The sequence below is a fragment of the Paenibacillus sp. FSL R5-0407 genome, from assembly GCF_038009185.1.
GTDB lineage: Bacteria > Bacillota > Bacilli > Paenibacillales > Paenibacillaceae > Fontibacillus > Fontibacillus vini.
Genome location: NZ_JBBPAX010000001.1, coordinates 3,055,679 through 3,070,388, shown reverse-complemented (window position 1 = coordinate 3,070,388; position 14,710 = coordinate 3,055,679). Strand labels below are relative to the sequence as shown.

11 protein-coding genes are annotated in these 14,710 nt (G+C 42.0%); 10 read left to right on the top strand and 1 reads right to left on the bottom strand.

Annotation, left to right across the window (positions count from 1 at the left end; translation table 11 throughout):
- Positions 1-16 precede the first annotated feature (16 nt).
- The 5 genes from NYE70_RS14815 to rfbD are packed head-to-tail and all read left to right on the top strand — an operon-like array spanning position 17 to position 4,358.
- Positions 17-1,129: a hypothetical protein gene (locus NYE70_RS14815; protein ID WP_341046608.1), complete on the top strand. Its 1,113-nt coding sequence runs from the start codon at positions 17-19 to the stop codon at positions 1,127-1,129.
- Positions 1,126-1,866 (top strand): sugar phosphate nucleotidyltransferase, encoded by a 741-nt coding sequence (locus NYE70_RS14810; RefSeq protein WP_341046607.1) that lies wholly within the window; start codon positions 1,126-1,128, stop codon positions 1,864-1,866. The genes NYE70_RS14815 and NYE70_RS14810 overlap by 4 nt, the downstream gene beginning before the upstream one ends.
- A gap of 19 nt (positions 1,867-1,885) precedes the next feature.
- Positions 1,886-2,428 (top strand): dTDP-4-dehydrorhamnose 3,5-epimerase, encoded by a 543-nt coding sequence (gene rfbC, locus NYE70_RS14805; RefSeq protein ID WP_341046606.1) that lies wholly within the window; start codon positions 1,886-1,888, stop codon positions 2,426-2,428.
- Between the two features lie 32 nt (positions 2,429-2,460).
- Positions 2,461-3,486, top strand: coding sequence for a dTDP-glucose 4,6-dehydratase (gene rfbB / locus NYE70_RS14800; protein ID WP_341046605.1), 1,026 nt, complete (start codon positions 2,461-2,463; stop codon positions 3,484-3,486).
- Positions 3,483-4,358 (top strand): dTDP-4-dehydrorhamnose reductase, encoded by an 876-nt coding sequence (rfbD, locus tag NYE70_RS14795; RefSeq protein WP_341046604.1) that lies wholly within the window; start codon positions 3,483-3,485, stop codon positions 4,356-4,358. The genes rfbB and rfbD overlap by 4 nt, the downstream gene beginning before the upstream one ends.
- A gap of 47 nt (positions 4,359-4,405) precedes the next feature.
- Here rfbD and NYE70_RS14790 read toward each other — a convergent pair whose 3' ends face one another.
- Entirely contained in the window at positions 4,406-5,353 is a 948-nt protein-coding gene (locus tag NYE70_RS14790) for a glycosyltransferase family 2 protein (protein ID WP_341046603.1), read from the bottom strand.
- A gap of 361 nt (positions 5,354-5,714) precedes the next feature.
- Here NYE70_RS14790 and NYE70_RS14785 point away from each other — a divergent pair, with 361 nt between their 5' ends.
- The 5 genes from NYE70_RS14785 to NYE70_RS14765 all read left to right on the top strand — a co-directional run bounded on the left by NYE70_RS14785 (position 5,715) and on the right by NYE70_RS14765 (position 14,690).
- Positions 5,715-7,925 (top strand): hypothetical protein, encoded by a 2,211-nt coding sequence (locus tag NYE70_RS14785; RefSeq protein ID WP_341046601.1) that lies wholly within the window; start codon positions 5,715-5,717, stop codon positions 7,923-7,925.
- A 385-nt stretch (positions 7,926-8,310) separates the two neighbouring features.
- A complete protein-coding gene (locus NYE70_RS14780) occupies positions 8,311-9,243 on the top strand; it encodes a glycosyltransferase family 2 protein (RefSeq protein WP_341046599.1) in 933 nt (310 codons plus the stop codon).
- The gene (locus NYE70_RS14775; RefSeq protein ID WP_341046597.1) at positions 9,240-10,646 is read left to right on the top strand and encodes an undecaprenyl-phosphate glucose phosphotransferase; all 1,407 of its coding nucleotides are present in this window, start codon (positions 9,240-9,242) and stop codon (positions 10,644-10,646) included. Before NYE70_RS14780 ends, NYE70_RS14775 begins: the two co-directional genes overlap by 4 nt.
- Before the next feature lie 151 nt (positions 10,647-10,797).
- A complete protein-coding gene (locus NYE70_RS14770) occupies positions 10,798-13,701 on the top strand; it encodes an S-layer homology domain-containing protein (protein WP_341046595.1) in 2,904 nt (967 codons plus the stop codon).
- Positions 13,702-13,811: 110 nt separating this feature from the next.
- Entirely contained in the window at positions 13,812-14,690 is an 879-nt protein-coding gene (locus NYE70_RS14765; RefSeq protein ID WP_341046594.1) for a phosphatidylinositol-specific phospholipase C/glycerophosphodiester phosphodiesterase family protein, read from the top strand.
- Positions 14,691-14,710: the final 20 nt, after the last annotated feature.

The following is a 14,710-nucleotide window of genomic DNA, read 5'->3' as shown; positions in this document are numbered from 1 at the left end:
GTGAGGGGGTGACCACTTGCCAACCAAGTCTAAAATGGCCTATCTCATGCATGTCGACTGGGATTGGATTAAGCAGCGCCCTCATTTTTTATATGAGGAGCTAACCCGATATTATTCCGTTGACTTGTTCTACATTGATAAAATGTATGGGAGTGAGGCAGGAAGGAACCGGAATTCACGGGATGTATTTTCCGAGTCTAAGGTTCGTACACTGAAGAAACTTCCGTTGTCAGGAAAATTCAAAGGCCTGAGAACGATCGAGTGGGTAATGAACCGGTCGATTCACCAATCCTTAAATCAGTATGATTATATTTGGGTAACCTCACCGCTGCTATTGGACTTTGTTTCCTTGGATCATCTGGAAGACAAGGTCGTTATCTACGATTGTATGGATGATTTTTTGGGATTCTACTCGGGAGGGACCAGGATAGACAGACTTCAGGAGTTGGAGGTTCGTTTGGTCAAGCGAGCTGATCGGGTCATTACTTCTTCGGAATATTTGAGGAACAAGATGATTAGTTCTTATCGCGAATATCTGACTTCCGAGCCGTTCGTAGTAAACAATGGCATCAGTCTGTCCATAATGAAAAAGAATGAAAAAGCTTCCTATTTGAAGTCTGAGAATAACAATTTGTTGAACCTCATGTACATTGGTACAATTGGTAAATGGATGGATTTTGATTTAATTCTGCGGGTTTTGGATCAAGTTCCTGAATGCATGTTTACCCTTGTAGGCCCGGTTGAGGCAAATGTTCCTTCACATCCTCGAATTCAATGCGCAGGAACGGTAAAGCATGACCAATTGTCCGGCGTTGCTCAAACAGCGGATGCCTTGGTTATGCCCTTTATGCTGAATGAACTTGTACGGGCTGTGGACCCGGTTAAAATGTATGAATATATATACTTCAATAAACCGATTCTGGCAATAGATTATGCTGAGATGCAGAAGTTTAAGCCGTTTGTTCATCTTTATTCGGAAGAGAACGAATTAATTAACCTTGTAAAGAAAGTTCTGGATAACAAGATAGAACGTTACTCGCATACAGATGCGATGAATTTCTTGCGTAACAACACATGGGAAAACAGATGCAAGCACATTGTTCGGATTCTGGAAGGAGTGCACCGATGAAAGCCATCATTTTAGCGGGGGGAACGGGATCCCGCCTGTATCCATTAACAAAAGTCACAAACAAACATCTTCTTCCTGTCGGCAAATATCCAATGATCTTCCATTCCGTTTTTAAGTTAAAGCAAGCGGGACTTACCGATATACTCGTTGTGACAGGAAAAGAACATATGGGTGATGTGGTGAATCTGCTCGGTAGCGGAAGTCAGATGGGGGTCAGCTTCACGTATAAAGTTCAGGATGAGGCCGGCGGGATTGCCCAGGCGTTAGGTTTGGCTGAGCAATTTGTCGGAGAGGATCAGATGGTTGTTATACTGGGTGACAATGTGTTTGCAGACGATATATCTCCTTTTGTAGATAAGTATAAGGAACAAGGACGCGGTGCCAAAATCTTGTTGCAGGAAGTTACCGATCCAGAACGGTTCGGCGTAGCTGAATTGGACGGGGATCGCGTGGTTTCCATCGAGGAAAAACCTGCCCAGCCCAAAAGCAATTATGCCGTGACGGGGATTTATATGTTTGACTATAATGTATTTAGCATGATTCGCAAATTAAAACCATCCGGACGGGGTGAACTGGAAATCACCGATGTGAACAACAAATATATTGAACGAGGGGAGATGTCGTTTGATATATTGCGGGAGTGGTGGACGGACGCAGGCACGCATTCCTCTCTAGCTCGTGCAAATGAACTTGCAAAGAATATTGTGTTGGGTACGGAGTTCGGTGAGTTGAAATAGGATCAGGAGGGTCCGATAAATGAGAGTAATTCCACAACGATTGAAAGGCGTATACTTGCTTGAACCGGTGGTACATGAAGATCACCGGGGCTTTTTTATGGAGAGTTATAATGAAAATATCATGAAGCAATATGGAATTGAAGTTCAATTTGTACAAGACAATCATTCCTTATCGGTTCATACGGGGGTTCTTCGGGGATTGCATTATCAATTGCAGCCGAAAGCACAAACGAAACTGGTTAGGGTATTGGCGGGGGCGATTTATGATGTCGTCGTGGATATCCGCAGGGATTCTCCTACTTTCGGCCAATGGATGGGCTTTAACTTGAGTGCTCAGAATAAACAACAATTGTTGGTTCCTAAAGGTTTCGCACATGGATTTTGTACACTACTTCCCAATACTGAAGTTTTTTATAAAGTGGATGAATTCTATGCCCCCGCATATGACCGCGGTATTCTATGGAGTGACCCGTCGTTAAAAATTGATTGGCCTGTCGATGCTCCCGAACTATCGGATAAAGATCGAACTCATCCGACTTTGGCGAATGCGGAATTGGACTGACATCTATTTTTTAGATTAGGAGGCCTTTTCTCATGAAATTGCTCGTTACCGGCGGTGCCGGATTTATAGGCAGCAACTTTGTGCTTTATATGCTTGAGAATCATCCTGAATATCAAGTTATCAATGTAGACGCTTTGACGTATGCGGGAAACCTGGAAAACCTGAAGTCAGTCGAAAATAACTCGAATCATACATTCGTTAAAGCTGATATTACCGATACGAAAATGATGGCTGAACTCATCAGCCAGAACGTGGACGTCGTTGTCAACTTTGCAGCCGAGTCTCATGTGGACCGCAGTATCTTAGAGCCGGATATATTTGTGAAGACGAATGTGTTGGGAACCCAAGTGTTGTTGGATGCCGCAAGGAAGCATGACATTAAAAAGTTTGTTCAAGTTTCTACTGATGAAGTATACGGTACACTGGGGGAAACCGGCCTGTTCACGGAAGAGACGCCTCTTGCCCCTAACAGTCCGTATTCCGCAAGTAAAACCGGCGGGGACCTTTTAGTTCGTGCTTATCACGAGACCTTCGGTCTTCCGGTTAATATTACACGATGCTCGAATAATTACGGTCCATATCAGTTTCCTGAGAAGTTAATTCCATTAATGATTTCTAACGCATTGGCGGATGAACCGCTCCCGGTATACGGAGATGGCCTGAATATTCGAGACTGGCTGTACGTCGAGGATCATTGCACCGCGATTGACCTTGTTATTCACCAGGGGCGTAATGGAGAAGTATACAATATCGGTGGAAATAATGAACGTGCCAATATGCAGATTGTCAAAACTATTTTGCAAGAGCTCGGCAAGCCGGAATCTCTAATTACCCATGTTAAGGACCGCCCGGGCCATGACCGCCGTTACGGAATCGATCCGACCAAGACGATGACCGAGCTTGGGTGGAAGCCGAAACATTCTTTTGAAACAGGGATTAAAGAGACGATTCGCTGGTATTTGGACAATAAGGATTGGTGGACTCGGATTCAGTCGGGGGCTTATCAGGAGTACTATGCGAAGCAATACGGGGAACGGCTGGGGGATCAATCCAAATGAAGGTGCTTGTAACCGGCGCGGCCGGACAGTTAGGAACGGATGTGGTGTCTCTTTTTCAGGAGGCGGGACATACGGTCTTTGCCTGTGACCGAAACAATCTGGATATAACAGACCAATATGCTTGCTTCATGGCATTAAACGAATTGAAGCCAAATGCGGTGATCCACTGTGCCGCTTATACGGCTGTTGACCAGGCAGAGCAAGAGGTAGATTCGGCATTTGCCGTTAATGCTGATGGAACTCGAAACTTGGTAATCGCCAGTGAGAGGATCGGGGCCAAGTTTTGTTATATCAGCACGGACTACGTTTTTGATGGGTTATCGAAGGAGCCGTATCACGAGTACGATAATACCAATCCGCAGTCGATCTATGGCAAGTCCAAACGTGCAGGAGAGATCTTGGTGCAGAGTTTGTCATCGGCTTACTTTATTGTTCGAACCTCTTGGGTATATGGCCTTCACGGCAACAACTTCGTGAAAACCATGTTGCGTTTGGGTGCGGAGAAGCCGGAAATCAAAGTCGTGAATGATCAGATGGGCTCACCGACTTATACCGTGGATTTGGCAAATTTTCTTCTGGAACTGGTTCAGACGGAGAAGTACGGAATATATCATGCCTCCAATACGGGAACATGCACGTGGTATGAGTTTGCGAAGGCGATTTTTACGGATGCCGAATCCATGACAGGAAAGAGCTATCCGGCAAAGGTATATCCTTGCACAACGGAAGAATATCCGTTACCGGCCTCTCGCCCACAAAATTCTGTGATGGAGCATTTGGCGATTCGTACCAATGGGCTGACGGATTTAAGGCCCTGGAGGGGAGGACTTCGTGATTTTCTGAAGGTGCATTTAATTTCAGAACAAGAATAGACATAATTTAAGAGCGCTGTGATCACACAGGCTCTTTTTGTTTTTCATTAAATTTTCCCCGTAGAAAAAATTAGTTTGAAAATATAGTTGTCTACTGCAACTTGTCTATAAAAGGGAGTATGGAGGGTATAAGCTGATCTGGACCCCCATGGTTTCGATGTCGCTTCGATAAATCGCTGAACATCTAGACGCTTGATATCGTCCATTTGATCGTTGAAGCAGTTATAAAATTCTTTGGCCTGATTGCTAATAATATAATGATTTTGTCCTCGGAAATAACGGAGGAATCTTTTCTTCCATTTTGTATTCCAGTTGTCGGTCTGACCACCAAGCACGTTACTTGAATGCTGTCGATATAGGATAAATGGTTCCTCATCAAATAACACTTTTCCGAATGTAGAAACGCATAAGTATGCCCACCAATCATGCATGATAACTTGATCTGAGTTAGAAGGAAGGGAGGAGGCGATGAGGTCGAAAGCATTTTTGTTCAAAACTGTCGTGCACCCGACGGCTACATTTTCTACAAGAGCATTATACATGCATAACTTTTTCCGGGGGGGCGACGGCCAGACCTTCAGAGGAGAGAGTTCAGCGTCGACCATTTGGGTTGATGAACAGTACATTAGGGGTGAACTCTGGTTGTAACGCCTTAACATATTAACGGCTCTTAGCGATTTCCCTGGCATCCAAACATCGTCCTGATCACAAAAAGCGTAATAATCGTATTGGGAATACTCATCGGCTGCGATCCGGATTAATTCAAAAAAACTAGACTTGGCTCCTAAGTTAAAAGATTTAATCAGCCTGAGCTTATCCGAGAAAAGATCTGAAAAGTGATCTATAACGGAAACGGTAGAATCCTTTGAACCATCATCCCGAATGAGAATATGTAGTTCAATTCCTTCTTGTTTAAGTAAGCTTTTCAGTTGTTCCTCTACGTACATCTCACCGTTATAAGTAGAAAGAAGCACAAGACATTTAAGAATTTTCAAGAGTGGCCTCCTGGGTTGTGAAGGATGATAATAGAAGTTCTCAACCTGCTGTAATCTTAACCAAGGTTAAAGTACTTATTGCAAAGGTCGATTCTATGTTAATGCTTATCCTACCACATTGAAAAGTATCATACAATTCGTGTGAAATCTCCGTTTCTTTGCTATGTATAAGCGTTGAGTCCTCCGTTCTTCAGAAACTAGACAATCGTGAAACAACGTTGCCATTCTAATCAGGGGGGCCAAATTATTATTAGCATTTGTTTGTCGAATTCTATCCCTATAACATCGAAAATGGTACAATGAAGTCGATGGAAAGAGCCTTTGTGATGCACGAAATAATAAAAGGAGTGAACAAATATTTGTGGATGCAATAAATTATAAAGTTAATATTAGGCTAATTAATAATGTCATTAATGTATATATCACCGATGTTAGCGCCCAGGATGTTGAGTATGCATATTATCTATATTACTATCCTAACCAAAAAACTGCTAAAAAGGCGATTACCGAAACAAAATATATGAAATGTGCTAATTTCAACTATTCAATTAATGAATCAGGTTACTATTATGTGAAGTGCTTTGTAAAACATAATGAATCGAAATACATTAATGATTCGGATACTGTACTTTATATCAGTAATGAGTTGCGGAACGAATTTGAAAACTTAATGAGTAAGAACTTAGAAACAAAGAATACTATTAACGAACCGATTGATTATTTTAAAGTACCAAAACCACAGAATGACTTCTGTTTAATATCTTCAAAACAAAAAATTAAAAAAATGAGAAGTTTTGAGAAGAAGTGTAAAAAAAGTAGCCTTGAAATAAAATATATAAAAAACAAAAAATGGAATACGGAAAATATATTAATTTATGATGCCTCTGGGTTACAAGACGGTTTGAATAATAACTATATATTTTCTGGGTATGTATGGCATGATAATGACTTCATCTTTGGTCAGTCGACCATTGGTGAAGGAATAAACGCAAGCACGCTGTATGATTGTATTGGTAATTTTTCATTGTTAAATGTTGAAAACAGTCAAATAAAAATAACAACGGATTATTTTGGTTACAGTAAAGTTTTTTATTATGAATCAGATGATATGTTAATAGTAACAAATCGATACCATCTGTTGCTAGTCATTCTAAATTATTTGAAAATTAATTGTGAATTAGACGAAGACGTTGTAATGGTTACATTTGCCTCAAATGTAACTTTGCTAAGACAAACATTTATCGACAATCTAACTGTTAAAAATACTTATATGTTGAATCTTTGTGATGAGATTGTTGTAGATGAAAGCGGTTGGAAGTTTGTTAAAAGATCGATTAATAGTGTATTAGGAAGCAACCAAGAGTTCAATCCAGAATATTATGCTAAATTACTTGATGATGCCAAAAATGATATTATTAATAATATTCAAGCGGTTTATAACTCTCATTTGTTTAAAGATATTGTTGTCGATTTATCTGGAGGAAAAGATAGTAGAGTAAATTATGCTGCTTTAACTAATATTCCAAAGGCAAGGGAAATTTTCACGATTAGATCAGATGTTCATGAGCCTAAAGATCTAGAAATTGCAATAGGGATTAATAACATATTTAATTTTAATTATTATTGCAATGGTGAAACGTGGTACAAAAACAATACCTTGGATTACATAAGAAAGAAGCGTAGTTATTTTTGCGGCTATCATTATCTGTGGTATTTAGAAGAAAAACACGCTTATAATTTAAATAAAATAAGAATTACAGGAGAATCATTTGAGTCTTTAATAGTTAGATACTATTCAGACACTATTCGAAACCTGGGGTTAGAGGATTCTACTAACGAAAAATTAGTGGAAGAATATTCAACGTTACTTTCAAAACAAGCTGTTATTAACTATAGTGGTGTTTCGTCAATTTTTAAAAAATTCTTGCTGAATTCTATTGATAATATTCCAAGTGAAACGAGCTCAGAGGCCTTCGATAATTTGTTTTTATTTTATCGTGGAGCTACTCATGCGGGCAATCTTGACAGAATGTACTATTCTTCTGCTCACTGCATGCCACTTCAATCCAAAAGTCTGTTAATAGCAAAAAAACTATGGATTAACAATTTCAAAGAAAATAAGATTGTTTTTGATTTAATTGATTTATTGAATCCGCTTATAGCGTGTTTGCCTTTTAATTCAGATAAACTAAATGAAACTAAAAAGAGGGCTTTTCAAACGTTGAATTTTTCAGATGCAAGATTTAAGGAATGTACAATTAAATTAGATCCTAATGAAGATAAATGGAAAAGGGCAAGAGAAATTAATGATAATAATACAAAAGTAATTTTGAATAAAAAAGATGAGAGTATGTTAAAGAATTTAAGCGACGCTCCCACTATTGTGATTGATAACTTATTGTTAGGAATTCAAAAATTATCGAGATACAAAAATGAAAAATATAAGGAGACTTTATGTCTGCCATTATATTATTACATGCAAGCCGAAATATCAGATAATGATGAAATTAGAATACTTCATAATAAAATCTGTTCAATTTTAGACTGTATCGATTTAATAAACCAAAACTAAAAACAATTCTACTCCATATAGCTATAATGCTTGAGAGCCGGAATTAACGACTGGAGACAGAAATGCTCCTGCAAAATGTTGTTCCTTTCACGTCGATCACTTGATTGAATGCGTTTGATGGATCGGCGATATCCCATAACACAACGATAGTATAGTAATCTTCAATTGTCGTTCGGTATTGAAGATTATGGTGAACGCCTACCCTAATGCTATGGCCCCCGTAACGATTAGATGTATCTGTAGAAAAGCCACAAACTCTCCCGTATTAACGGGAAGTTTGGGCCTCATCTATTTCTATCCACCTTATTCCTTGTCTCTTCATTATGCTATAATGTCGATAGATTACTATATTTGTCAGAAGTAAAAATAAGGAGCCCTATCGATTATGGATTTAAGCATTATTATTGTCAGCTATAACACTTGCCGCTTAACGCTGGACTGTTTGCGATCTGTCTTTGAATCGGAGACGGTCTTTTCGTACGAGGTTATTGTCGTTGATAATGCATCGAAGGATGAATCTATACAAGCGATCAGGGAAAGCTTCCCACAGGTTTGTCTCATAGCTAACCGTGATAACACCGGTTTTGCAAAAGCCAACAACCAGGCTATGGAAATCGCCAAAGGCCGTTATGTCCTTCTTCTTAATTCAGATACGATCGTTCAACCAGACACATTTCAAGCAATGATCGCATACATGGATGAGCATCCTGACTTAGGGATGACTGGCTGCAAGGTAATTCTACCCGATGGCTCTCTCGATAAAGCATGCAGACGCGGGTTTCCGACGCCGTCGGCATCTTTTTACTATGCATTCGGATTCTCCAAATTATTTCCGAACAACCCGCGGTTTAACCAATATCAACTAGGTTACCTGGATGAAAATGAAACTTACCCGGTCGATTGCCTCGTTGGCGCGTTTATGCTAGTACGACAAGAGACGATCCGGCAGGTTGGCGGTTTAGACGAGACCTTTTTTATGTATGGTGAGGATATAGATTGGTGCTACCGAATTAAGCAGGCGGGCTGGGGCATTCAGTACCATCCAGCCACATACATTGTTCATTATAAAGGGGCCAGCAGCCGCCGTAAGCCGCTCAAGATCATCTATGAATTTCACCGGGCGATGTGGGTCTTCCACCGCAAGCATTACAAACGGAATTATTCATGGCTCACGAATGCGGCCGTCTATGGCGGAATTGCTGTGAAATTCACTTTATCTTTAGTCAAAAACAAGCTGCTTCCGCGAGGTGGAGCCAAGACTCCTATCCCCGCAAGCGTTTCCGGCCAGTCCAGCAATAAAATGGAGGTGAAATCATGATTCGCAAAAATCAGCGATTTTTGACACAACTGTATATTTTGGCGGATTTTGCGTTTATTCAGATTTCATTCTTCATAGCCTGGTGGATCAAGTTTGAGAGCGGTTTGATTCGTTACGAACAGCCTTTGCCCATAGAGATATACGCATTCTGGAGCATCGTTTACGGCGCTATTTCCGTATTTGTCGGGATTCTGGTCTCGCTTTATTCTCCTAAACGCAAAAAACGCTTCTCCGACGAAGTGCTAAAGTTGATCCAGGTTCACTTTTCGAGCTTGTTCATCCTTTTCGGATTAATGTTCTTTGTAAAACAGGTAGATATCTCGCGTACCTATCTGGCCATTTATATGACTTTGAATTTGATGTTCATTATGTTATACCGCTATTTTCTAAAAAGCTCACTGAAACAGCTCCGCAAAAAAGGCTTCAACAAGCAGTTTGTACTCATTTTAGGTGCTGGATCGCTAGGACAAAAATTTCATGACAATCTCCGTCAGTATCCGGAGCTCGGATATGACATCATCGGGTTTTTGGATGACCACCGGGAATGGACCGCTGAGGAGAAGTCCAGATATAAGCCAATTCTCGGGACCGTGGATCAGCTGCAGGAGATATTGGAGTCGAAGCTCATTGATGAAGTAGTGCTTGCATTGCCGCTCACTGCCCATTCCAAATATGCAAAGATCATTGCGATTTGTGAAAAGACCGGGGTTCGAACGCTGATCATTCCCGACTTTTTTGATTATTTGCCCGCACGCCCGGTTTTCGATAACTTTGCTGGAATGCCGATGATCAATGTCCGTGATATTCCGCTCGATTTGGCTGGGAACCGGCTTGCAAAGCGATTGTTTGATATTGTATTTAGTTCCATCGCTATTATCATTACTTCTCCTATTATGTTAATAATCGCTATCGGCATAAAACTGACCTCAAAGGGTCCGGTAATTTTCAAGCAAGAACGGGTAGGTCTGAACCGCAGGAAGTTTCGAATGTATAAATTCCGCTCTATGCGGTTGCTACCTGAAAGCATGGCGGACACCCGCTGGACTACAGAGAACGATCCCCGACGAACCAAGTTCGGTACTTTTTTGCGCAAAACAAGCCTTGATGAACTTCCGCAGTTTTTCAATGTGCTCGCTGGCCATATGAGCGTAGTCGGACCTCGTCCTGAACGTCCATTCTTTGTGGATCAATTCCGGGAAGAAGTCCCGAAGTATATGGTAAAGCATCATGTTCGTCCAGGGATTACTGGTTATGCCCAGGCTCATGGGTTGCGTGGAGACACTTCGATCGAGGAGCGAATTGAACACGACATTTTTTATATCGAAAATTGGTCAATTCTAATGGATATCAAGATCATTTTGAAAACAATAGTTAATGGATTTATAAATAAAAATGCTTACTGAATAGAAATACCTAGACAAAAGCGCGCCTAGTCAAATAGGTGCGCTTTTTGTGCTAAAATGTAATAATTTGTATTCTTTTTTATGAATTGAATAGGTATAATGTACCTGATTCATACAAATGATTGGGGGAGTAAAGTTGAAGCGAAGAAGTATGACTAAGAAACTAGCAAGCATCATTTTGGGAGTCTCGTTACTTATTCCTACTGCCTTTGGAGCTTGGAATGCACCTGTTCAAGCGTTGGCAGCGAAGGATGAGATCAAGACCGAAGGAGGTTCCTCTCATTGGGCAGGTACTGTACTTAACGAATGGAAGAATAAAGGATACATAAAGGGGGATGCTGATGGTAATCTTCATCCCGATAACCAGGTTACAAGAAGTGAGCTTGCTGCGCTCATAAATCGTTCCTTTCAAGTGAAAGAAACTCAAACTGTAAACTTCAAAGATATAACTGGACAAGAGTGGTTCTATTCCGATTTAAGTAGAGCGGTGGCTAATGGTTATATGAAGGGATACACCGATGGGACCTTTAAGCCTAATGCCAAAGTAACAAGACAGGAATTGGCCGTCATTCTAACCAGTTTGCTGAAACTTGCTCCTTCCGATGCGGCTAACCGTTTTAAAGATACTTCCAATAGTCCTGCATGGAGTAAAGGAGCGATTGGAGCCGTTCTTGATCAGGGATTAATGAAAGGAAACGGTTCTACATTTAACCCGCTCAACTTTGCTACACGAGCTGAGGTAGTCACTGTCCTCGATCGGGCATTAACTCAGTTTTCCGGATATTCGGTGACCTATGATAAAGAGGGAGTGTATGGGCCTTCAGAAGGAACGAAAACCATCCAAGGCTCCGTTCGGGTTACAACGGCGGGAGTGACTTTGAAGAACCTTGTCATTGAGGGGAATCTGTTGCTTGCAGAAGGTATTGGCGAAGGTGATGTGACTTTGGATCATGTTACCGTGAAGGGAACTACTTCGATTGAAGGCGGGGGCAAGAACAGTATCCATGTGCTGGATTCTGTGTTGATAACCGTTATTGTAAACAAAAAAGACGGAAGTATTCGGATCGTCGCCGAAGGAAACAGCGTTGTTTCTCAAGTCACTTTGAGGTCGGGAGCGATCCTGGAGGAATCCGGTTTAACGGGAGCAGGATTTGAGAATCTGATCCTTTCCGAACAAATGCCTGCCGGATCACAAGTTTCCTTGGCAGGTACATTTGAAACGGTCGATGTCGTAGCAACTCAATTGAAGATAGATTTAACTTCCGGTTCGATTGGTGAACTAACAGTAGGCGAAACGGCGACTGGAAGTGAGATCAACGTCCAGGCATCAGCTCTGATCTCTTCTTTGATATTGAATGCTAATACGATCGTAAGCGGGCAAGGACAGATTGGACATGCCGAAATTAATGCTTCAGGATCCACGTTAGCCCAGCGGCCTAACAGCATCTCTCTTAATAATAATAGCTCGGCTATTATAGCAGGACAACCGAATTCAACGAATAGTGGATCAGGAAATAGCGGCAGCGGCTCGGGCAGCGGTGGAGGGTCCACCACGACGCCAGTGACGAACCATCTCGTCGTTACGAACGGTAAAGCGGTCTTAAAGTTTATAGGCACCACGCCTAGCCTTACGCGTGAGGATCTACTCGTAACGGCCTCTGTAGCGGGAGCTACTTATGAACTGAAAAGCTTAGCATATAATCCTATCAACCAAGAGCTTTCATTTGATCCTATTCCAATGGAAGATTATTATGGTAAGCAACTTACGATTCAAGTTTCGCCATCCAGTGGAGTTACTGCTTTTAACGGGATCTTGAGCGGAAGCGTGCGGATTGAAGGGTTCGCAGGGACTATCGTCGATGTTGACGATAATGCAGTAGAAGGAATGACGATTCAATTCCGTCGAGGTCTTGGCAATACGTCTGGCGCGGTTGTTGCGACAGTAGTTACGGATTCGTCTGGCCGGTACTCTATTAATCTGCCAGCAGGTATTTATACCGGCGAGATGAACAAGGCGGGTTTTATTACCGGACAGTTGGTCGGAGTTTCTGCTAGTAGCATCTTTAACCGGAATGAAAACGCCACTGCGATCAAGGTGCCTAAGACGGGGGAACTCCGTATTGTTCTGACCTGGGGCGAAAAACCGAGGGATGAGGATTCACATCTTGTAGGACCAACACCTGGCGGGACGACATTCCATACGTGGTATGCTGATAGAGAGCATTATTTTAACGGAGAACTTTATGCAGACTTGGACCATGATGACGTAACTTCCTATGGGCCGGAAACGACGACAATCCGTAAGCGGATAGATGGAGTTTACACGTTCTATGTGCATAACTATTCGAGAAACGGAGCCGACGGAACTGAAACATTACGCAATTCTGGTGCAAAGGTAGAAATCTATGATGCGAGCGGCACGCCGTTAAAGACCTACCATATTCCTGCTGGAAGTGGTGACGAGCTGTATTGGTATGTTTTTGATATGACTATTGCCGGGGGACAAATTACGTTTGCTGATAAAAACACGCTAACTAATAACGAACCTTCGGGACATCAACCGGAAGTGGATGAAGAATATCAAACTCTATTAGATGAAGCGGCTAAATTACCATCCGTTACTGAAGTAACTTACGATACCGCATTGAACACTCTGATCCCGCTTACGGATGCGAACAATCCTCTTATGGAAGGAACTAACCTGAAGATTGTCGGTATTTATCCTATAAGTGTAACGGATGATGTGTACCTTGCTTCGACCAACGAATTGGATGGTATCCTTTTCACTGAATATAATGACTCGGATGAAGAAGTAGAATACTACGTCGAAATTGAGTTGTCCCGGGGTGGATTCTCAGTAGTGAGAGAAGTTTATATTACAATTTCGACACTCAAAACATTACTTTATAACGCAATAGAAGCTGCTAGACCACTAGCGGTTACAAACCAAGCATTGTCCAACCAGATTGAAGCTACAGAGTCCCTTCTAAATAACGGGGGAAGCACGGAAGATAAAAAAGCTGCATTACGTGCATTACTTAACCTAATGATCTAGTTATCTATAGAAGCCTGAGGTCTCTCAATGAGTCCTCAGGCTTTTTTTCGTGTATAGTATAATAGAGTTATAGATTACGTCATAAATAAAATTAAAGGATGCATACTCTCATGAAAAAAAGAACTTTCTACTATATCGCACTAATTTTAGGTCTATCCATCATACTGATCGTTACCCTCTTTCGGCCTCAAGCCTCGCGGTACGAGGGCTTCAGGGCCCACCGCATGGTGGCGCACGCCATGGGCGGGATTGAAGGGCTGACGTATAGCAACAGCTTCGAGGCTTTTGAAGCCAATTATGCCAAAGGTACCCGCGTGTTCGAAGCGGACCTGCTGCTCAGCAAGGATGATGAGCTCATTGCCCGGCACGAGTGGGGAGAGAGCTTTACAAAGATGATGGGCCAAGAGAAAGTAATGGATCCCGGCACCCATGCCGCGGTATGGACTTTCGAGGAATTTAAAAACGCCAAGATCATGGGCAAGTATGAGCCGCTCAGCTGGGACGATATCCTTGATCTGATGGAGCAGCACCCCGATATGTATCTCGTAACCGATACGAAGCAAATCGAGCCGGAGGAGATCGACCAGATTTTCACCAAAATCGTCGAGAGCGCGAAGCAAAAAGACCCGGCGTTACTGGAGCGGATCGTGCCGCAAATTTATTATCAGTCGATGTGGGATGCGATCGAGGACATCTATCCTTTTGAATCGGTGATTTTTACGCTTTATCAGACCCATGATTCGGATGACGAGGTTGTGCGTTTTGCCAAGGAAAAAGGGCTTGCGGCCATTACGATGTCCGAGACCCGGGCGAATGAAAACCTGGTGTCCGCTCTGAACAAGATCGGCGTTCCTTCATATGTTCATACCATTAACGATCCCAAAACGATCCTTAAGTTCAAGCGGATGGGCGTCTACGGCTTTTATACTGATTTTTTGGAAGAGGATGATGCCGGGCGTGTGGGCTGGCTGGAATACCTGGGCTTATAAATATAAAAGCTGCCCCCGTC